Annotated in this window: 17 protein-coding genes and 1 tRNA gene; 10 read left to right on the forward strand and 8 right to left on the reverse strand. The window is 69.0% G+C overall.

Annotation, left to right across the window (positions count from 1 at the left end; all coding sequences use genetic code 11):
* The first annotated feature begins 259 nt into the window (after positions 1-259).
* From OXN85_07330 to OXN85_07355, 6 genes are all read left to right on the forward strand, one after another.
* Entirely contained in the window at positions 260-796 is a 537-nt protein-coding gene (locus OXN85_07330) for a hypothetical protein (GenBank protein ID MCY3599767.1), read from the forward strand.
* A 6-nt stretch (positions 797-802) separates the two neighbouring features.
* Positions 803-2,299: a hypothetical protein gene (locus OXN85_07335; GenBank protein MCY3599768.1), complete on the forward strand. Its 1,497-nt coding sequence runs from the start codon at positions 803-805 to the stop codon at positions 2,297-2,299.
* Positions 2,300-2,450: 151 nt separating this feature from the next.
* Positions 2,451-3,647 (forward strand): Fic family protein, encoded by a 1,197-nt coding sequence (locus tag OXN85_07340; GenBank protein MCY3599769.1) that lies wholly within the window; start codon positions 2,451-2,453, stop codon positions 3,645-3,647.
* A 136-nt stretch (positions 3,648-3,783) separates the two neighbouring features.
* Complete coding sequence (locus OXN85_07345) at positions 3,784-4,659, forward strand: ABC transporter ATP-binding protein (protein ID MCY3599770.1); 876 nt, start codon at positions 3,784-3,786, stop codon at positions 4,657-4,659.
* Positions 4,656-5,453: an ABC transporter permease gene (locus OXN85_07350; protein ID MCY3599771.1), complete on the forward strand. Its 798-nt coding sequence runs from the start codon at positions 4,656-4,658 to the stop codon at positions 5,451-5,453. The genes OXN85_07345 and OXN85_07350 overlap by 4 nt, the downstream gene beginning before the upstream one ends.
* Positions 5,450-7,270: a CIA30 family protein gene (locus OXN85_07355; protein ID MCY3599772.1), complete on the forward strand. Its 1,821-nt coding sequence runs from the start codon at positions 5,450-5,452 to the stop codon at positions 7,268-7,270. The genes OXN85_07350 and OXN85_07355 overlap by 4 nt, the downstream gene beginning before the upstream one ends.
* Positions 7,271-7,279: 9 nt before the next feature.
* Here the strand turns inward: OXN85_07355 and OXN85_07360 are convergent, their stop codons facing one another.
* Positions 7,280-8,746, reverse strand: a complete 1,467-nt coding sequence (locus OXN85_07360) for an amidohydrolase family protein (GenBank protein ID MCY3599773.1) — start codon at positions 8,744-8,746, stop codon at positions 7,280-7,282.
* A 109-nt stretch (positions 8,747-8,855) separates the two neighbouring features.
* Between OXN85_07360 and OXN85_07365 the strand changes: the two genes are divergently transcribed.
* A complete protein-coding gene (locus OXN85_07365; protein MCY3599774.1) occupies positions 8,856-10,178 on the forward strand; it encodes an amidohydrolase family protein in 1,323 nt (440 codons plus the stop codon).
* Between the two features lie 18 nt (positions 10,179-10,196).
* On the opposite strand, the gene OXN85_07370 is transcribed toward OXN85_07365, so the two are convergent.
* On the reverse strand, positions 10,197-11,954 hold the full coding sequence (locus OXN85_07370) for a hypothetical protein (protein MCY3599775.1): 1,758 nt from the start codon (positions 11,952-11,954) through the stop codon (positions 10,197-10,199).
* A 194-nt stretch (positions 11,955-12,148) separates the two neighbouring features.
* Here OXN85_07370 and OXN85_07375 point away from each other — a divergent pair, with 194 nt between their 5' ends.
* Both OXN85_07375 and OXN85_07380 read left to right on the forward strand, forming a co-directional pair.
* A complete protein-coding gene (locus tag OXN85_07375; protein MCY3599776.1) occupies positions 12,149-12,439 on the forward strand; it encodes a hypothetical protein in 291 nt (96 codons plus the stop codon).
* Complete coding sequence (locus tag OXN85_07380) at positions 12,436-12,855, forward strand: type II toxin-antitoxin system VapC family toxin (GenBank protein ID MCY3599777.1); 420 nt, start codon at positions 12,436-12,438, stop codon at positions 12,853-12,855. The genes OXN85_07375 and OXN85_07380 overlap by 4 nt, the downstream gene beginning before the upstream one ends.
* On the opposite strand, the gene OXN85_07385 is transcribed toward OXN85_07380, so the two are convergent.
* The 3 genes from OXN85_07385 to OXN85_07395 all read right to left on the reverse strand — a co-directional run bounded on the left by OXN85_07385 (position 12,830) and on the right by OXN85_07395 (position 14,616).
* Positions 12,830-14,125: a type II toxin-antitoxin system HipA family toxin gene (locus OXN85_07385; protein MCY3599778.1), complete on the reverse strand. Its 1,296-nt coding sequence runs from the start codon at positions 14,123-14,125 to the stop codon at positions 12,830-12,832. The genes OXN85_07380 and OXN85_07385 overlap by 26 nt on opposite strands.
* Positions 14,122-14,379, reverse strand: coding sequence for a helix-turn-helix transcriptional regulator (locus tag OXN85_07390; protein ID MCY3599779.1), 258 nt, complete (start codon positions 14,377-14,379; stop codon positions 14,122-14,124). The genes OXN85_07385 and OXN85_07390 overlap by 4 nt, the downstream gene beginning before the upstream one ends.
* 164 nt (positions 14,380-14,543) lie before the next feature.
* Positions 14,544-14,616, reverse strand: a tRNA-Gly gene (locus OXN85_07395).
* A gap of 82 nt (positions 14,617-14,698) precedes the next feature.
* Between OXN85_07395 and OXN85_07400 the strand changes: the two genes are divergently transcribed.
* Complete coding sequence (locus OXN85_07400) at positions 14,699-15,055, forward strand: cupin domain-containing protein (protein ID MCY3599780.1); 357 nt, start codon at positions 14,699-14,701, stop codon at positions 15,053-15,055.
* Positions 15,056-15,070: 15 nt separating this feature from the next.
* Here OXN85_07400 and OXN85_07405 read toward each other — a convergent pair whose 3' ends face one another.
* Genes OXN85_07405 through OXN85_07415 form a run of 3 tightly spaced genes read right to left on the reverse strand, consistent with a single transcriptional unit; the run spans position 15,071 to position 20,558 of the window.
* Positions 15,071-16,117 (reverse strand): alcohol dehydrogenase, encoded by a 1,047-nt coding sequence (locus tag OXN85_07405; protein MCY3599781.1) that lies wholly within the window; start codon positions 16,115-16,117, stop codon positions 15,071-15,073.
* A 28-nt stretch (positions 16,118-16,145) separates the two neighbouring features.
* Positions 16,146-17,288, reverse strand: coding sequence for a DegT/DnrJ/EryC1/StrS family aminotransferase (locus OXN85_07410; protein ID MCY3599782.1), 1,143 nt, complete (start codon positions 17,286-17,288; stop codon positions 16,146-16,148).
* Positions 17,289-17,291: 3 nt separating this feature from the next.
* Complete coding sequence (locus tag OXN85_07415) at positions 17,292-20,558, reverse strand: glycosyl hydrolase (GenBank protein MCY3599783.1); 3,267 nt, start codon at positions 20,556-20,558, stop codon at positions 17,292-17,294.
* Positions 20,559-20,613: the final 55 nt, after the last annotated feature.

The following is a 20,613-nucleotide window of genomic DNA, read 5'->3' on the forward strand; positions in this document are numbered from 1 at the left end:
GTCGTGTCTGAACGTCGTGTGCGAGCGTTGGTGAAGGAACGTCGGTGAAGGAGCGTCGGCAGGTGTCCGTGGCATCCCGTCCCCGGCACCGATACGCCCGGGAAGCGCCAAACTCACAGGACCGACTCCTCAAGTCCAGCGCGGATACGGGCGGGCGCGGCGGAAGCGGCCTGCGCGGCCTCGCGCCGGGGCTCACGGCGTGGCAAACTTCGGCCCTTCTCGAGCCTGACGGGGGACTCCCATCCGCAACCACGCTCACATGACGCGCCTGATGGCGCTGCTGCTCGGGCTCTGCGCCGTCCTGCTCGGCCTGCTCGTTTGGGCGGTCGGGACGGGGGCCGGCCGCGCCACGCCGCTCCCCCATCCGGAGCACGCCCCGATGCTGGTGGGGATCGACGCGGGCGAACTCGGCGCCCCGGCGTGGGCCGCGTACGTCGCCGGCATCGCCATGCTCGGGACCATGTGGGTCACCATGCTGATCGGGTTCCGCCAGGGGCACTGGATCCGGCGGGCGGTCAACGCGTGGATGGTGGGCTACGTCCTCCTCTTCGTCGTCCTCATGTGGTCCTTCGACGCCTATGCCGCCGGCGACACGACGATCGTCCTCGGCTTCACGGCCCCGACTTCCCTGCTGGTGTACGGGCTCACGCTCGCGCCGTGGATTCCCCTTCTCGCCATCACATGGGCGTTCGAGAGCGCCTACTTCGGCCCCCGTGAGCAGGCCCGCTTCGACGAGATCGTCGCGGAATCGAGGGGGAGCGGCGACTCCGACGCCACCGGCGGCGGCGAGGGATAGCGGGCGGTGGAGGCGAATCGCGCCCTGATCACGCTCCTCGCCGTGATCGCATACCTCGCGCTCTGCGTCGGCGTGGGACTCTGGTCGCTCCGCCGCACGAAGTCGGCGAGCGACTTCTTCGTGGCCGGCCGGAGGCTGGGGATGTTCGTGACCGCGTTCGCGATCTTCTCGAGCACGATGAGCGGGTTCGGGTTCGTGGGCGGTCCAGGCCTCATGTATTCGATGGGGACGAGTTCGATCTGGATTCTCGGGACGATCGTCATCTCCAACATCATCGTCCTCAACCTGGTGGCGAAACGCCTCCGCCTCGTGTCGGAGCTTCGCGAATGCGTGTCGCTGCCGGACGTGGCCGCGGCGCGATACGGCTCGGAGTCGGTGCGGGCCTCCGTGGCCGTCGTGATCCTGCTCGGCGTGCTGGGCTACCTCGCCACGCAGATCCTCGCGATGTCGATCGTGCTGCAGGGGGTGCTCGCGGACGCGGGGGTGATCGACAACCCGAGCCTGGCGCTCTGCGTCGCCATTTCGTGCTCCGTCCTGATCTTCTACTCGGTGACCGGCGGGATCGTGGCCTCCGTCTACACCGACGTGATCCAGGGCGCCATCATGGTCGTCGCTTCCGTCTTCGTCTTCGTCACCGTGCTCGGGACGTTCGACGGTGGGCTGGCCGAGATCAGCCGGATCGTGGCGGCCGACGACCGCGCGGCGAGCGGCCCGTGGGGAACCATCGGGCTGATGGGAGGGCTCGCGTGGTTCTTCGTGTTCGGCATCGGCGTGGCGGGGCAGCCCCACATCATCACCAAGTTCATGATGCTGCGGCGCATGAAGGAACTGCGCTACGTGATCCCGGTCGGCGTCATCGCGTACAGCTTCGCGGCGCTGCTCTGGATCGGGATCGGCTTCGCCATGCGGGCGCTGGTCATTACCGGCGGGCACCCGGCGCTCGCGACGCCGGACGCGGCTTCGCCGGAGTTCCTGCAGGCGTTCACGCATCCGCTGCTCGCCGGCGTCGTGTTCGCCGCGCTGCTCGCCGCGATCATGTCCACCGCGGACGCGTTCCTGAACATCGGGACCGCCGCCATCATGCACGACCTGCCCAACGCGATTCGCGGCCGGTCGCTGGGCAACGAACTCGCGTGGGCGCGGGTCATCACGGTCCTGCTGGCGATCTCGGCCGCGCTGGTGGCGCTGTATTCCGGCGACCTCGTGGCGCTTCTCGGCGTGTTCGGCTGGGGCACGTTCGCGGCGGGTCTCGTCCCCGTCATCGCGATCGGACTCAACTGGAAGCGGGCCAACGTCCTCGCGGCCAACGTCGCCGTCGCCAGCAGCCTGCTCGTCAACTTCGGCCTCCGGTCCGGCTTCGGCTTCGGCACCGTGCGTCTCCCCTACGGCGTCGACCACGGCGCCGCGGCGCTCCTCGTGTCCCTCGTCCTCTTCCTCTCCATCTCCTTCCTCACGAAACCCGACCCCATCGACCGCGACATCCAACGCGTGATGGACCTCTGATCCCCGGAGCATGACCCGGGAGGAGGGCGGGACATCTCGCGCCGGCAGTTTGCACGGGGCGCGAGACGAGACCATAATCTGGACACATCGTTGGACATACTAGCGGACAAAACTAGGCACATAATCGCCGCGACATCGGCAGGAAGGCAGGATGACGGACGAACGGCCGTACGAACGGAGTCATCCGTGGATCAGTTTTCGCGCGCGTCTGGAGCGGGCCACGCCGCAGTTGTGGCCCCTGCTGGGACAGGTGGCGGCTCGCTGCGAGCAGGTCGCCCGGGCGGTTCTGCCTCCCGCCGCAGCAGCGGAGATGCACAAGCTCTACCTCATCAAGGGGGCCCGCGCAACGACGGCCATCGAAGGGAACACGCTTACCGAAGAGCAGGTTCGGGACAGACTCGACGGACAACTCGAACTTCCAATCTCGCAGGAGTACCTGGGCCGGGAAGTCGACAACGTCCTTCGCGCCTGCGAAGACATTTTTCGGCGGATTACCGCCGGTGAACCGCCACGCCTCACTCCGGACTGGATCCGGGAAGCGAACCGCCTCGTCCTCGCGGGGTTGGAAGAGCACCTGGAAGAGGGAGTCGTTCCGGGAGAGGTGCCCACGTTCTCCGTTGGCGTGGGAAGATATTCGGGTGCGCCGCGGGAAGACTGCCTGTTCCTCCTCGAACGGCTGTGTGAATGGCTGGAGGAAGACGTAGTCTGGCCGGATCTCGAGGAGCACCTGGACAGTGCGATCGCAGTGGCGGTTCTGCGGGCGGTCCTCGCACACTTGTACATCGCCTGGATTCATCCCTTCGGCGATGGGAACGGTCGTGCGGCGCGGCTCACCGAGTTCCTCATCCTGGCTCGCGCTGGGGTTCCCTCTCCCGCCACACATCTCCTGAGCAACCACTACAATCTCACTCGCGCGGAATACTACCGGCAGCTCGATCGTTCGAGCCGCGCCAATGCGGGCCGCGGGGACGCACTCGGGTTCGTCGTCTATTCGCTTCAGGGGTTTCTGGACGGCCTCGAGGAACAGTGTCGTTACGTGGAAGGGGTCCAGTCATGGCTGGCATGGGAACACTACGTGTATTCGACGTTCGGACAGCGGCGTCGCTCGCCCGCCATGAACCGTCGTCGGGAGGTGGTCCTCGTCCTGGGGCGGCACGCGGAGCCGGCGAGGAAGCGCGACATTCCCGACCTGGCTCCCGGCTTGGCGCGTCTCTATTCCACGAAGACCACGAAGACGCTCACGCGTGATTTGAACTGGCTGCTCGCCAACAACCTGCTCGAAGAGGACGGGGGCGAATACCGCGCGCCCGTCCACATGATGCAGCAGCTTCTTCCCGTCCGAGCCTAGCTCCGCCGCGCAACCGGAAACCTCCGGCGGCGGGGTGCGTAAGCTCCGCTGAGAGTCTGGCCCGTTGCGCCGTCCCTAACCCCTCTGCCCATCTCTAACGAGGATGCCTGAAGAAGCCGTCGCCCGACTGTCGGGCGTGACGCATCGATACGGACCTGTCGTCGCGCTGGAGGAGGTGGATCTGGAGGTCCGGCGCGGCGAGGTACTGGCGGTGCTGGGGCCCAACGGGGCAGGCAAGACCACCGCGATCAGCCTGCTGCTCGGGAGCGTGCCCGTGCAGACCGGAGAAGCGACCGTCTTCGGACAGCGGCCGGGGGCTCCCGGGGTTCGCGCGCGCCGAGGCGCGATGCTCCAGATCTCCGGCGTCCCGAATACGCTGACGGTGGGCGAACACATCGACCTTTTCCGAGCCTACTATCCGGCGCCGGCGCCGGCTTCCCGGCTGCTCGCCATGGCGGGGCTGGAGGGACTGGAGCGACGCAGGTTCGGCAAGCTCTCCGGGGGACAGAAGCAGCGGGTGATGTTCGCACTCGCTCTGTGTGGCGACCCGCAGCTTGTGTTCCTCGATGAACCCACGGCGGGCCTGGACGTGGAAGCGCGGCGCGGGTTGTGGGATGAGATTCGCGCACTCAGCGAGTCGGGGCGGACCACGGTTCTGACGACCCACTACCTCGAGGAGGCGGACGCGCTCGCGGATCGCATCGTCGTCCTACATCGCGGGCGGGTCATCGCGGAGGGCTCGCCGGCGACCATCAAGTCGCATACGGCCGCCCGCCGGGTCCGTTGCGTCACCGGGGTTCACCGCGACCGCGTGGCCTCCCTTCCGGGCGTCGTGAGGTCCGAGACCCGGGGCCGGTACCTGGAGGTCCTGACCTCACGACCGGAGGATCTCGTACGCGCCCTCCTCGATCTGGACCCGGACCTGCACGACCTGACCGTCGTCGGCGCCGGACTTGAAGAGGCCTTCCTCGCCCTGACGCGAGCACCCGACGCCTCGGAGCCTGTCTCATGACGACGGCAACACTCGCGCGACGCGGGCGCATCTACGTGCTGGAGGCCCGGTACCAGTTCCTGATGGTGCTGCGAGAGCCCGCCTTCGCGATCCCCACGCTGCTCTTCCCGCTGATCTTCTACCTGTTTTTCGGCGTGGTCATGGGCGGGAGAGGCTTTTCGGTCGCGGCACCCACGTACATGCTGGCGACCTACAGCGTCTTCGGCGTCCTGGGACCCTCGCTGTTCGGCTTCGGGGCCGGACTGGCGACGGAACGCGACTCCGGCGCTCTGCTGCTCAAGCGTACCACGCCGATGCCCGCGGCAGCCTATCTGCTCGCCAAGGTGGGGATGGCGTTGACCTTCGGGGCGGCCGTCGTCCTGGGGATCTTCTTTATCGGCGCCCACGGGGCCGGCGTGATGCTGTACCGCTGGCAGTGGTTCGCTCTGGCCGGGGTCGTACTCGCCGGGGTGATCCCTTTCTGCGCGCTCGGGTTGGCCGTTGGAGCGTGGTCGAAGAGTCGCGCCGCGGTGGCCATCACGAATCTCGTCTTCCTGCCCATGGCCATGCTGTCGGGGCTCTGGATCCCGATCACGCTGTTTCCGGCGGCCCTGCAGGACTTCGCCAACGTGTTGCCCGCCTATCACCACGCGCAGCTCGCACTTAAGGTCATCGCGATGGACGGTGGACAGGCGACGGCCCTGCACGTCGCCGTGCTTGCCGTGCAATCGATCGCCTTTCTCATCGTCGCCGCGGTCGGGTTCCGGCGGGCGGAGAGCGGCGCCGTCTCGATCCGTGGGGGAGGGATGTCATGAACACGGAGCACCGCACCGTCCTGCGGAGCCTGTGGATTCTCCTCGCCGCGGTAGTGGGATTCACCGGCGCGCTGGCGACGCTCCCGGTCCCGGGTGACGCGGCCGCCCCGGAACAGGAGCCGCCGGAGGAGAGCTTCGCGATCGTCGACGTGACGTTGTTCGACGGCGAGGCCTTCAGGCGGAACCAGGATGTGTGGGTGGAGGACGGACGGGTGCGGCGGGTGGGCGCGAAGCTCCGGCTGCCGGAGGACCTGCCCCGCGTCGATGGCCGGGGACATACGCTGCTCCCGGGCCTCATCGATGGCCATGTCCACACGTTCGGCGGGACGCTTGGCGATGCGCTTCGCTTCGGCGTGACTTCCGTGCTCGATCAGTTCACGGACCCCGGCCTCGTGGCCGCCGCGCGGACGACCCGAGACGAAATCGCGCGGACGGCCGAAGCCGATCTCTTCTCCGCCGGCATGCTGGCGACGGCGCCCGGCGGTCACGGCACGCAGTTCGGGCTGGGGGTGGAGCCGCTCACGGGCCCGGAAGGCGCCGACGCCTGGGTGCGGGCGCGGAAGGCGGAGGGGTCCGACTGGATCAAGATCGTCTCCGAGGATGGAGCCGCGTACCGCGGCGAGATCCCTTCTCTGGAGCGCGAGACGATTGCGGCGCTCATCGGGGCCGCCCACGCCGAGGGGCTGCTGGCCGTCGTCCACGTCAGCGACCTTGAGGCGGCGCTCGAGGCGCTCTCGCTGGGGGCCGACGGCCTGGTCCACACCTGGTTCGACGCCGCGATCTCTGAGGAGGGCGCTCGCAGCTTCGCGGAGGCGGGCGTCTTCGTCGTCCCCACCCTTTCCGTCATCATGGGACTGTTCGGCGACTCCACCGGTCTGCGCATCCTCGACGAGACGGACGAAGCGCTGGTCTCGCCGATGCAGCGGCAGACGCTGAGCAACCGGTTCGAGATGCCCGAAGGGCCGGACTCGGAGGTCGCGCTGGAGAACGTGCGGCGGCTCCATGCGGCGGGCGTGCGGATCGTCGCGGGCACGGACGCGCCGAATCCCGGGACGGCGACCGGCCTCTCGATGCACGGGGAGCTTCGGCTCCTCGCGCGGGCCGGCCTGGAGAGCCATGAGGCGCTCGCCGCGGCCACGTCCGTCGCCGCGGACGCATTTGCCGTCCCCGAGCGCGGCCGCATCGCCGAGGGCACCATCGCCGACCTCCTGCTGGTGCGGGGCGACGTGGAGGAGGACCTCGCGCGCACCGCCGACATCGTCACGATCTGGAAGGACGGCTATCCCGTCCTCCGTGAAACCGCCGCGACCGCCTCGTCGCCCGAGATCCCACCGGCTCCGGAGGGGCCGGTCGTCGTCGACTTCGAGGACGGGCTCGACTCCGGCTTCGGCTTCGGCTGGCAGGTGACGACGGACGCGATGAACGGGGGCGCCTCCACGGCGGACCTGGCCGTGGAGGACGGGGCGCTCGTCGTGCGGGGAGAGACCCGGGCAGGGTTCGCCTTCCCCTGGGCGGGCGCGATCTGGTTCACCGGCGACCAACCGATGCAGGCGGTCGACTTTTCCGGCCGCAGCGTCCTGCGCTTCCGCACCCGCGGAGACGGACGGAGCTACACCGCGATGCTGTTCGGCGAGGGGGCCGCGGCCACCGTGCCCCCCACGGTCCCCTTCGTCGCCGGCCCGGAGTGGGCCGTGGTCGAGATCCCGCTCGAGGGCTTCGCCACCGCCGACCCCTCGATCATCGCCGCCCTCGCTTTCGTGGCCCAGGCCCCGCTCGGCTCGTTCACCTTCGAACTCGACGACGTAGAGATCCGCTAGCGGCGGGGGTCAGCGGACGCCGACCTGGCCGGCGACGGCGGCGGTCAGGCTGTCCGGGTCGTAGCCGAGGCCGTCCTTGAACACGATGCGGACGTTGCGGATGTCCGACGGGCGGAGTTCGATGTCGCCCTCGATCACGATGAGGTCGGCGAGCTTGCCGGGGGCGACGGTCCCCACTTCGCCGTCGAGGCCGAGAATGCGCGCTCCGTTCGCGCTCACGATTCGGACGGCGACCGCCGGGTCGAAGCCCGCTTCGACGAGAATCTCGAAGTTCCGCTGGTCGCCGTAGCCGGGTAGCGCGCCCCAGGCCGGATCTACTCCCGCCGCGAGCACGCCCCCCGCCTCCACGAACGCGAGTTCGAACGCGAGCAGGTTCTCGAACAGGTCGATCATCCACGGCATCTCGGTCGTCCGGAAGATCGACCGCCGCTCCATCTCCGCCTCCACGACGTGATCCGGAAGCGCTTCCAGGTCGCGCTCCGTGAGGTCGGGGACGAGGGGCGTGGCCTGCTCGGCGACGGCCAACGTGGAGGTCATGGCGACCCCCGCATCGACCATCTCGGAGATCGTCTCGTCCACGCGCGGGTCGTCCATGTCCAGTTCGGCGATGCTTCGCTGATAGTTGGGACTGCACCGGTCCGGTTCACGCGTGGTGTCGTACTCGGAGTTGGCCCACAGGCCGTGCTCGAGGTTGTCGATCCCCATCGCCGTGGCCTCGCGGAACCCCACCGAACAGAGGTGCGCCGTGACCTTCATCCCCTGCCGGTGCGCCTCGTCGATGATCGTGGCGAGCGCCTCGCGCGTGATCTGCGTGTAGGCCTTGATCCACTCCGCCCCCTCCGCGGCCCAGTAGCGCACGTACCGGCGCGCCGCTTCCTCGTCGCGGATCGCGTACATGCCGAGATCCCGGAGCCGCTCATCGGGACCGGGGCTGATGACGTACGGGGCGGTGATGAGGAGTCGGGGGCCCGGCGTCTCGCCGCGCTCGATGGCGCCCTTGAGTGAGAGATCCTGATACGGGGCGACGCTTCCCGTCGTCCGCACCGTGGTGACGCCGGCCCCGAGATAGAGCCGGGGACCGGAGTACTGCATCTGCGACGCGCGCGGCGTGGACTGATAGTAGAACATGTGGTTGTGGAGGCCGACCATCCCCGGCATGACCGAGTGGCCTTCCAGATCCAGCCGCTCCGCTCCCGATGGGATCTCGACCTCGCCCGCCGCGCCGACGCTCTCGATCCGGTTCCCGCGGATGACGATGGTCTGCCCCGAGCGCGCGGGTCCGCCGGTGCCGTCGAACAGGAGGACGTTCTCGAGCGCCACGACCGGCGCGGAGACGCTGAGATGGGACCGGACCTCATCGGAGAGGGTGTCGCGGTCCTGCCCCGCGGTCTGACCGAGGCCGAACAGGGGCGCCGCGAGCGCCGACAGGATTCCGCGACGAAGCCATGCACCGCGAAGAGACGCGCCTTCGGGCATGATGTTCTCCTTGTGCCGAGTCGTAATCTTCCTCAGCGTAGATGCGGTCGGGAGGGCCGGAAAGACCCGAGCCCCCCGAGATGCCGTCGCTGACGCGGGAGGCCACATCGTGCGCGCTGCCAGAGTCCTGTTCGTCCTCGGTTGGATCATGGCCGTCTTCGCTCCCCTCGCCGCGCAGGAACGGTGGCTGGCGATCGAGGGAGGTACGGTGTTCGACGGCACGGGCGCCGTTCACGAGAACGCGACCGTGCTCGTCCGGGGGGACCGGGTCGAGCGCATCGGGCCCGCGGGACAGGTCGAGATCCCGGCCGGGGCCCAGCGCATCGATGCGAACGGCAAGTTCCTCACGCCGGGGTTCATCGACCTCCACTTCCATTACTCCCCGGGCCCGCATGCCTCGATCGACGGGACGGGTACCGACGCGAACCCGGAACTGCCGCTCCTCTTCCTGGCCAACGGCGTCACCACGCTGCGGGAGATGGGGCAGTGGATCGCGGACAACGAGGACTGGCTCGGCACCGTGGAGGCGCGGGAGCTCCCGGCGCCGCGGCTCCTCTTTTCCGGGCCGATCCTCGACGGGTTCAATACGGCCTATCCCACCATCTCGCGCGTCCTGCTGGACGAGACGGACGCCCGGATGGCGGCGAACGAACTGATGGATCGAGGCGCGACGTCGCTGAAGGTGTACTTCCGGCTCTCGCTCGCGCAGGTGGCGGCCGTCATCGAAGAGGCCGACCGCCGCAACGTGCCGGTCCACGGCCATCTCGAGATCGTCGACCCCGTGGCCGCGATCCGGCTGGGGCTGGACGGGATCGAGCACACGAGGTCCCTTGGCCGCTCGCTCGTTTCGCCCAAGCGGGCGGAGGAGTTCCGGCAGGCGGTGCTGCGCGAGAGCATCCACCGGGGCGAGGGAGGATTCGCGCTGTGGGCGGCGCTGGACCCCGCCGGGCCGCGCGCCGACGCGCTCATCGACCTCATGCTCGAACGGAACGTCAACCTCGATGGCACGCTGGCCGTCTTCGAGCCGGAGTTCAGCGAGGAGGGCCGCGAGGTGCACTGGGCGGCGATGCGGAACATGGCCGCATTAACCGTGCGCTACGCGAAGGCCGGCGGCCCCGTCACCATGGGGTCGCACGGCCTGGTCGCGAACGCGCCGCCGGGGCTCGCCTTCCAGCGCGAGATGGAGACCCACGTGGAGGCCGGCATGACGCCGGCGGAGACGCTGATCTCCGCGACGCGGATGGGCGCGGAGGCGTTGCGGCTGACCGACAGGGGTACGCTGGCGCACGGCATGCTGGCCGACATCGTGCTGTTCGACGCCAGTCCGCTCGAGGACATCGCCAACGCCCGCCGCGTACACGCCGTGATTCTCGGCGGGGAGGTGCTCGACCGCGACCGACTACTCGCCTCCGCGGGCGGTCTCGTCCCCTGACCTGGTGTCGCGTCGCAACTAGCCTCCGCCGCGGGTGGGGCCCTCGATGTGTACCGTGACGATGTCCGCGTCGTGGTATTTCTGGTGCCTCACGGACGTGGCCAGGTGCTGCAGAATGCGAAGCGAGATTTCGTGCTCCTGCACTTCCGCCGTGCCGTGGCTGGCCAGCACGGCGATCTGATCCTCGATGTTCCCGGCGCCACCTGCCGAGATGAACTCCAGTTCCGCCCCGGTCTCCCACTTGCGGGCCACGACGCGCAGACGCCGATCTTCTTCGCCTTCCTCCTCCTTCGCCTCCTCCAGAAGGAGCAGCAGCGTCTCCTCCGCCGCCTGCAGCAGCCGGTCGCTCATCTCCATGGGCCACCTGCGCCGGATCGAGAACTTGTCGAGGAAGTTCCGGATGGTGGGGAGCGCTTCCACGTTCAGCGTCGTCTCGACGCGGAGGGGCCGTGAGCCCGTGAACTCGAGCAGCGCCGTAAGGAGGATCGCAACCAGGCCACCCGCGGTCATCCCGTTCTCGAGCAGCGGCGCCAGCCCGGGACTCAGGTACTCGTTGAAGAGCGCGCCCTCCTGGAACGCGACGCCGGCCCAGAACGACACGCCGACGATCGCCGCCTTGCGATAGTCGATGCCGTCCTGGATGACGACCCGCGCCCCGATGACGAACAGGATCGCGATCAGCACGAACCCGTAGGCGGCGATGACCGGGTCCGGGATGGCGAGCACGATCGCCGCGATCTTGGGCAGGAACGCCAGCGCGCAGAAGGTCAGGCCGATGCACACGCCCACGCGGCGCGCGGCCACGCCGGTGATCTCGGCCAGCGAGATGCTCGATGAATAGGTCGTGTTGGGGACGGTGCTCAGCAGTCCCGAGAGCAGGTTGCCGAGCCCATCGGCGGCGACCGCGCCCTGCACCGCTCCGAAGTCGGTGGCTCGGCTGCGCCGCCAGGACACGCGCTGAATGGCCACGGCATCGCCCACCGTCTCGATCGCGCCGATCAGCGTCACGAACACGAACGTGGGCAGCAGCGCCCAGAAGGCGGGCCCGAGGCTGAAGCCGAAGCCGGGCCAGCCGTCCGTTGGGAGACCGACCCACCGCGCGGCCGCCACGCGCTCGAAGTCGTAGATGCCGAACGAGACCGCCGCCACGCACCCGACGAGGATGCCGATCACCGGACCCCACAGCCGCATCACACCGCTGGCCCGGAGCACGATGAGCAGCGTCGCGATCACGGTCGCACCCGCCGTCACCGGCGCCGCCAGCGACGAGGCGCCCTCGGGGACCTGGCGCAGAAGATCGAACAGAAGCGGCATGATCGTGACGGCGATCAGCATGATCACGGTCCCCGCCACGACCGGCGTGACGATCCGCCTCAGGAACGCGAGGTGGCGCGAGAGTACGAACTGGAAGAGGGAGGAGGCGATGACCAGCGACGCGAGGAGGGCGGGACCGCCTTGGACGAGCGCCGTCACGGAGGCCGCGATGAACGCGCCCGATGTCCCCATGAGGAGGACGTACCCCGCCCCGATGCGCCCGATGCGCGCGGCCTGCACGGCCGTGGTCACGCCGCTCACGATCAGGACCGCGAAGCTCCCCCAAGACAGGTAGTCCTCGGAGCCGCCGGCCGCCCGCACCACGATCGCCACCGTGATGACGATGGCCGCGATGGTGAGCACGACGTACTGAAGCGCGAGGCCGATGGCGATCCGGTAAGGGGGTGTCTCGTCGGGCTCGTACTGGATCGCGTTGTTGAAGTCGCGGGGTTCTGCAGCCATCGGTCACATCCAGCGTTGGGGAACGGAGATGCCGAACGCACGCGCCCGAAGCTCAAACCCACGGCAGCGACCCGCAAGACGACGACGGGCGCGTTGATCCGCGGCAACGTTGATTCTGAACGGGAATATGGTCTATATTGGTCCAGTTTCCCCGTCAGGGACTGAGTCGGTCATCGGATGGAAGGAGCAGGTCGGTGGACACTTCGGAGTTCGCACGCACATGGAGGATCGCCGAGGCGAAGGCGCGCCTGTCCGAGATCCTGCGTCTCGCGGACGAACAGGGACCACAGCGTATCGGCGTTCGGAGGTCCTTCGTCGTCGTGTCCGAACGCCTTTGGCGGGAGAAGGCTCCGATCCGGCAGCCTCTCGGCCGGTGGCTGATCGACCACATGCCTCGCGGGCTGGATCTCGAGATTCCCCGGGAGCGGGGGTCCACGCGACCGATCCCCTTCGCTTCGGATGACGTCCGGGACGACACCGAATGAGCGGCATCCTGCTGGACACCAACGTGATCTCGGAGCTGACGAAAGGGACCCCCGCCCCACCCGTGGTCGCGTTCCTGTCCGCACGAAACGACCTATGGCTGTCTGCGCTGGTGTTGCATGAACTGGAGTTCGGCCTGCGCCTCCTGCCTCACGGAAGGCGGCGAGACGCGCTGCGCGGCGTGCTGTCGGGGTTCATCCGCCGCTACGAGGACCGTGTTCTGCCCGTGGACGAGAAAGCCGCCGTGTGGGCCGCACGCTTTCGCGCGGACGCTCGCGAGCGAGGACGTATGCTCGACCTGGGAGATGCGCTGATCGCCGGAACGGCCAAGGCCTGTGACTTTTCGATTGCGACGAGGAACGTGGCGGATTTCGACGGACTTGAGGTCGTCGTCACGAACCCGTGGGAGTTCGGCTGACCCGGCCGGCTCCGGCGGAGGTCGATGCCATGCATTGCTCGGCCCGGCCCACGACGGTGTCGCGGAATCGCGAGAGCGCTTCTGCATCCAGCCCCGGAGTCACTAGCTCCTGCGCCACGTTGTGTGCCTTCCGGATCACCGACTCCCCGAGTTCGGCAACCCGCCTCCGGATGAGCGGGAGTCCGACCGTCGTTTCTTCGGCAAAGGCCGCCCAGTGGCGAGCATCCATCTCGGCAAGCCCTGCACACCCCCCGATGGGCATGGCGAGAGCGGGCGACAGCTCCGGGTAGGCGGCCGTCATCACGAGGTCGTAGAGCGGCGCGAGACGAGGTCCGGCGGCGTCATACAGGAGTGAGAAGTTCTTCCCGTGCGCGTCGGCGTTGCCGACGATCAGGTTGAAGATCGTGGCGTCGAGGAGCTTGAGAACGTCGACGGCGGGGCGGAGGGCCACCCGCCGCAGGAGCTCGAAGCCACCCTTAAGATCCGGACCACCCTCCGCCGCGTATTTTGCTTCGGGCGGTATCCCGAGCGCCTGACAGAAATCCTCCTGGTGACCGCGGCGGACTCGACCGTCCGGTCCCGTCGATCGATCATACCGTGCGACCAACAGCAGCGTTCGGTCCCCCACTCTTCGGGGCTCCGCGGATGCGACATCCAGGCCCACCGCCCGCGCGAGCCGCATCACGAAGGCCTCGTTCTCCGTCGTGTGGGGGAAGTCGGGGATCGCCGGTTTCAGGATGTGAGTCGTGGGCTGCCCCGGCGCCGGAAGAGCGATCTGACCGTCGACCGTGACGACGGGCAGTTTCGACTGGGCGCCAGCGAGCGACAGGCGGAGGCCGGCCTCGCCGGCGAGCAGGGGGCGCCACGGCAGCCTGTCGAGCACCTCGATCAGTGCCGCGTCGTCGAGCGGTTGAGGCGAATAATCGGATTCGAGATCTGTCGGCGCTTCTCCGGGCGGCAGGAGTTGGAGCGCGCCCGCCACGTCGCCTCCGAGACGATCCAGAAGGGCGAAGTCGTTCAGGGGGGAGACGCCCAGCGATCGTGCCACGCGGTCCCGCTGGATCTCTTCCGGCAGGAGGCCGGCGAAGAACGGGCGGCATTCGCGGCGGGGGTATGGTTCCGCACGCCTGGGCAGCGATGCGGACAGTGCCGGGGCCCGGCCGTCCCGCAGCCAGTCCTCCGCGTACGCGAACTGGAGGGTGGCAGGCCGCGGCTGCGTCAAACGGCCGACGAGCCGCCCATCCCACCAGATGTCGAGGACGCGGCTCACGTGTCGCGAACGCTGGCGGGTGCGGTCGCGTCGCCTCTGGGTGGGGGAACGATCTCGACGGAACAGCCGAGCGCCGCCAGCACCTGAAGGACCTTTCCGATCTGCGCGGTCGGTTTTCCCGCTTCAAGATCTACGATGAAGCGCAGACCCACTCCCGCGACACCCGCAAGCTCATGCTGGCGCAGTTCCGCGTGCTTGCGCGCGGTACGGACGATTTCGCCGATATCGGAAGGCGTGACGGTTCGTTTTCTCATGATATTCCCGATCGGGAATATCGGGTGTTTCCCAGCCGCTTGTCAACCGTATTTTTCCCGATCGGGAATATTTGCAGGTATTCAGAACTAGTGTGAAGCAGAATTTCCCGATCGGGAAACACGGAAGACGGAAAGGGTCGTATCGCAGATTTCGTAATGTTGAAAGCGGGCGACCGGGGTCGAACCGGCGACCTTCAGCTTGGAAGGCTGACGCTCTGCCAACTGAGCTACGCCCGCGAGGCCGTCGAATCTGGCGACCGGGCCGGCTAACGGGCAAGTTTTCGAGCGCACGCGACGACGAATCCAGGAGGAGGATCGAGTGAGCGTTCGACATGTCTCGGAGTTCGGGCTGACGCCGGTCACCGCCGGATCGGGCACGGAAACGCAGGTTCTCATCGGCCCGGACCAGGGACCGAACTTCGCGCTGCGGCGCTTCGTCATGCAGCCGGGCGGCGGGATGCCGCGGCACACGAACATCGTCGAACACGAGCAGTACGTCCTCCGGGGACGGGCCCGGGTGACGATCGGAGATGAAGTGCACGACGTGAAGTCCGGGGATGTCGTCTACATCCCGGCGGGGACGCCGCACTCCTACGACGCGGTCGGCGACGAACCCTTCGAGTTCCTGTGCGCCGTGCCGAACCAGCCCGACAGGATCGAACTCGTCGACTGCTGATCCCCGGGAAAACCGTCACACCGTAAGGACGACCCTCCCCACGATCCGGCCCTCCTCCAGGTCGCGCAGGCTCGCTTCCGCTTCGTCCATGGGCCGCGTCGCGTAGGGGATCGGGTCGATGCGCCCGGCGCGGACGAGTTTCATCAGCTCCCCCATCTCGGCGAGGCTCCCGAGATCGGACCCCTCGAGGGTGAGATCCTTGAGCACGAGCAGGGGGAGGGGGACGGAGAGCGAGCCTCCGAGCAGACCTACCACCACGAGGCTTCCGCTCTTGGCGACCGTCCGGAAGCCGAGCGCCGTGGACGCCGAAGAGCCGGCGAAGTCGACCACCGCGGCGCAGCCACCGTTCGTGAGCTTCTTCAACTGCTTGGGCGCGTCGTCCTCGCGGGCGTCCACGACGTGCGCGGCCCCGGCCCGCCGCGCCGCTTCGAGCTTCGCGTCGTCGACCTCGACCACGATGAGTTCGGCGTCGAAGAGCGCCTTCGCGAGCTGGATGCCGGCGAAGCCGACGCCGCCGGCCCCGATGATGACGAGCTGATCCTCGAGCCGGCGTTCCGCCTTGCGGAGGGCGCTGTAGGCGGTGAGGCCGGAGCAGGCGTACGTGCCGGCCAGTTCGGGCGCGACGTCTCCGAAGTCGAAGAGATAGCGCGGGTGCGGGACGACGACGTGGTCCGCGAAGCCGCCGTCGAGGTGCGTGCCGAGGGCGCGCGGGCGGTGGCAGAGATGCTCCCGGTCGGCGTCGCAGAACTCACACGCGGTGCACCCGATCCACGGGAAGACCACGCGGCGCTCGCCGATGGAGACGCCATCGGCATCGGGCCCGGCCGCGGCGACCTCGCCGACGATCTCGTGGCCCAGCGTAAAGGGCAGTTCACGCACGGCCCGGACGTCCAGCTGTCGGCCGCCGCCCATCTCGAAGTAGCCCTGCCACAGGTGCAGATCGCTGTGGCAGAGACCGCAGGCGTGGACGCGGACGAGCACCTCGGTGCCCGTGGGTTCGGGGGTCGGCCGCTCCGCCGGTTCGAGCGGCCCGCCGTATTCGCGGAACTGGTAGCTTTTCATCGCCTTCCTCGGTGTCGTGTCAGGACCTTCACCGTCGTGTCAGGACCTTCGCGAACGCGTCCACGACATCCTGCATCTGGTCGGCCCCCGCAAGCAGGACGTGGTGCTTGATCCAGATCGTCGTGCGGCAGAGCCGATCGCATACCGGAAGCCCTCTTTCGAGCGGTGCGGTGTAGCCCGGATGCGCGGGGATCCCCTCCGCGCGGAGCGCCTCGATCACGCGGTGCTTGTCGCGCCGGTCCGCCGCCATCCGGGACTCGTCGAGCCGGACCATGAAGATGTGGCAGCCATGCGCGGTGATGCGCTCGTCCGGGTCCGGCGTTCGCAGATCGTCGATGTCGTCGAGACCCTTCGCGAGCGCGTCCATGGCCTGCCGGCGGATGGCCTGCTCGGCGGGGAGGCGTTCCAGTCCGGCGAGGAGTAGCGCCGCCTGGAACTCGGTCATGCGGAGGTTGAGACCGACATCGGCGTGCGCGTGCGGCAAACCGCCGGGCTCGCGGCCGCAGTCGTGCCACAACCACGCCCGCCGATGGAGCGCTTCGTCGTCCGTGAGCACCATCCCGCCCTCGCCGGCCGTGAGGTTCTTGCTCGACTGGAAGCTGAACGCGCCGGCGTCGCCCAGGGTGCCGACCGCGCGGCCCCGCCAGCTCGCGAGCCACGCCTGCGCGGCATCCTCGACGACCCGCAGGCCCCGGCGGGCGGCGATCTCGCTCACGCGATCCATGTCCGCCGGGCGTCCGCCGATATGAACGGGCAGGATGGCCGTCGTGCGCTCCGTGATCGCATCCTCGATCCGCTCCGGATCCAGGTTGTGCGTGCCGGCCGCCACGTCGGCGAAGGCGGGAGCCGCGCCCAGCGACCGGATCGCGTGGGCCGTCGCCGCGAAGCTGTACGGGCTCGTGATGACCTCGTCGCCGGGCTGCACCCCGGCGGCGACGAGGGCAGCCTGAAGCGCCATCGTGCCGTTGCAGCAGGCCACGGCGTACCGGGCGCCGTGCAGCGCGGCGAAGCGGGCCTCGAGCTCCGGGACGGCCCCGCCGCCCAGTCCCCACCGGCCGGACTCGAGCACCTCGGTCAGGGCACGCCGCTCCGCCGCCCCGGAGCGTGGCCACGCGGGCCACGGCGCGGTGCGGACCGGGGTGCCGCCGTCGATCGCCAAGCGGCCCGTCATGGGCTACGAGACGGCGCGCGGCCGGCTCCGTGCGATGACCGCCGGTACGCCGGAATCCCGCGCGAGCTGGTTGAACGCGTCGAGCAGCTCGCCGAGTACCCGCGCGAGCCCGGCCTCCTCCACCATCCACTCGGCCTCCAGATCGCTCCAGCGCTCCAGCACGCCGGCGCGGGGAGGAAGATCGGAGCCATCGACCTCACCCATGAGCGCCGTCAACTGCATGTTGAGCAGCCCCTCGTAGGCGACCATGTCCTGCTGCGCCGCCCGCCGCTTCTGGAACAGCCGGTCTTCCAGCACCGTGATCGAATCCGCGAGCGCGGCGCCCGCCGCTCCGAGCGCCTCCGCCCCGGAGAGGCCGGCCTCCGCCGCCTGCCCGACGACCTCGTTCACCTGCGCCCGCACGTCCCGGATGTCATTCAGCCCGACGTGGAGGTCCACGATCGCCCCGAACACCGACTCCAGGAAGCGCCCGTTCGCCGCGAAGTCCGTCTCGGCAGCCGGTATCCGCGGATCCCCGCGCACCTCGAACGGCCGGGTCTGCGGCGGCGCTTCTCCCACCGTCAGGCGGGCGCTGTAGGTGCCCGGCATGACGCGATATCCCTGCGCGTCACCGAAGAACGCGTACGACTCCGCGACCCTCGGCCCGCTCTCCACGCGCAGATCCCAGTACACCCGATTGTGGCCCGGCGCGGCGGGCGCGGGCGAGCGCCGGACACCCGCGGCCGTCATCGCCGTATCCGTGCTGAACGTGCGGATCACGGCGCCCTCCGCGTCGAGGATCTCCAGCACGAGCGAGGTGTCCGGCATGTCCGGCGAGTCCGGCGCTTCCCCGGCTCCCGGATCCCGCGGCGGAGCGCCCACGACGTAGTCGATCGCGACGCCCGGCGTTTTGTTCTGCCCCGATGTCGTCGGGCCCACGGGGCCCCCGAGCCCCGAGCTCACGCGGTACGCCGTGGAGGGCGCGTACAGGTGGTGCCCGCCCGCCGCCTCGGCGTCCGCCTGCTGCCGCAGCGGAGAGAGGTCGTCGAGCACCCAGAAGCCGCGTCCCTGCGTCGCCACGGCGAGATCCCCCGCCTGCACCTGCAGGTCCGTGATCTGCGTGAGGGGCATGTTCAGGTCCAGGCTCCGCCACGAGGCGCCGTCATCGAAGCTCACGTACATCCCGAGTTCCGTTCCGGCGTAGAGCAGCCCGCGGCGCTCGGGGTCTTCGCGCACGACGCGGGCCCACGCGTCGGGCCGGTCGGCTCCGATCCCGGCGTCGATGCGCTCCCAGCTCTCGCCGTAATCCACGGTCTTGTAGATGTAGGGCGCGAAGTCGTCGAACTTGTAGCGGGCGAGCGTGATGTAGGCGCCGCCCGGCTCGTGCGGCGACGGGTCGAGGGAATTCACCATCCCCTCGGGCATCCCGTCCGGCGTGACATCCATCCACGTCTCCCCGTTGTCGCGCGTGACGTGGACGAGGCCATCGTCTGCTCCCACCCAGATCGTCCCGGCCTCCAGCGCGGACTCGGCCATCGTCATGATCGTGTTGTAGACCTCGCCGCCCGCCGCCTCGTTCGTGAACGGCCCACCCGCCGCGACATGCTTCTCCGGCTCGTTCCGGGTGAGGTCGGGGGAGATCTCCTCCCATGTCACCCCGCGATCGCTCGACCGCAGCAGGTGCTGCGCGCCGTGGTAGATGACCCTCGGATCGTGCGGCGACACGACGACCGGCCCGTTCCAGTTCCAGCGGTAGCGCATATCCTCGGCATCCATCCCGAGCTGGAACTGCGGGTACGCCTGCACGCTGCGCGCGGAGCCGAGTTCCGTGTCCAGCTCCGTGATGATCCCCTGGATCGAGGTCGCGTACAGGTAGCGCGGGTTGTCGGGATCGAAGGCGACCCAGGCCGATTCCCCGCCCCCCGCGTCGATCCAGTCCTTCCAGCCCAAGCCGCCGGCGTGCGTCGCCCAGCCCAGCATGCCCACGCTCGTGTTGTCCTGCTGTCCCCCGTACATGCGGTACGGGAACCGGTTGTCCACCGCGAGCCGGTAGATCTGCGCCGTGGGCTGGTTCTCCTGCGTGGACCAGGTCTCGCCGCCGTTGAAGGTGACCGTCCCTCCCCCGTCGTTGGCGGAGAGCATGACCTCGCTGTCGAACGGGTTGATCCACAGGTCGTGGTGATCGACGTGCGGCGTCTGGATCGTCTCCCAGCTCCGCCCGCCATCGATCGACTTGAGGAAGGGCGAGTTCATCACGTAGACGGTCTCGCGGTCCAGCGGGTCGGCGTACAGCTCGATGTAGTACCAGGCCCGCCCCCGAAGCTGCCGCTCCGAACTCACCAGCGACCAGCTCTTTCCGGCGTCGTCCGAACGGTAGACGCCGTCCACGTCCTCGTCCGCCTCGATCAGCGCCCACACCCGGTCGGGGTCGGCCGGAGACACGTCGATCGCCGTCTTCCCCATGAGATCGGGCAGGCCCGCGTTGATCTCCTCCCACGTGTCCCCGCCGTCCGTCGACTTCCAGAAGCCCGAGCCGGCCCCGCCGCTCCGGATGTACCACGGCTCGCGGTCGTGGTCCCACATGGAGGCGTAGAGGATGCGCGGGTTCGTGCGGTCCATCGCGAGGTCCGAGGCTCCCGTGTTCTCGTCCACGTGGAGGACGAGTTCCCAGTTCTCTCCGCCATCCGCCGAGCGATAGATCCCCCGCTCCGGTGACGGCGCGAAGGGCGACCCCTGGGCGGCGACGTAGACGAGATCCGGATCCTCGGGATGCACCCGGATGCGGGAGATGACACGGGTGGGGGCGAGACCCAGGTGCGTCCAGGTGCGGCCCGCGTCCGTCGAGCGGTAGACGCCGTCGCCGTGCGAGGTCGTGACGCCGCGGATCGAGTGCTCGCCCATCCCGACGTACACGACGTTGGGATCGGACTCCGAGACGGCCACCGCGCCCACGGACGAGGTGCCCACGAACCCGTCCGTCACCGGACGCCAGCTGATGCCGGCATCGGACGTCTTCCACACGCCGCCGCCGGCCGTCCCCATGTAGTACGTGAGACGGTCGCCGGCGACCCCCGCCGCGGCCACGGCCCGCCCGCCGCGGAACGGCCCCACGTTGCGCCAGCGCATCGACTGGTAGAGCGCGGTCTCGCCCTCCGCGTCGCCGGCCGGCTCCTGGACCGGGGCTGTCGCGCGCGCCTCCGCCGCTGGCGCCGCGAGTACCAGCGTCAGAAGCAGAAGCCCCGCGCGCCGCGGGAAGGACGGGGTGGGTGTTCTCGCTTCGATCGACCGCATGGGAGCAAACCTCCGCGCTGGGATGTCGGCACCGCGCCGACCCGGGTTCATATTG

This window comes from Candidatus Palauibacter australiensis (assembly GCA_026705295.1).
Lineage (GTDB): Bacteria > Gemmatimonadota > Gemmatimonadetes > Palauibacterales > Palauibacteraceae > Palauibacter > Palauibacter australiensis.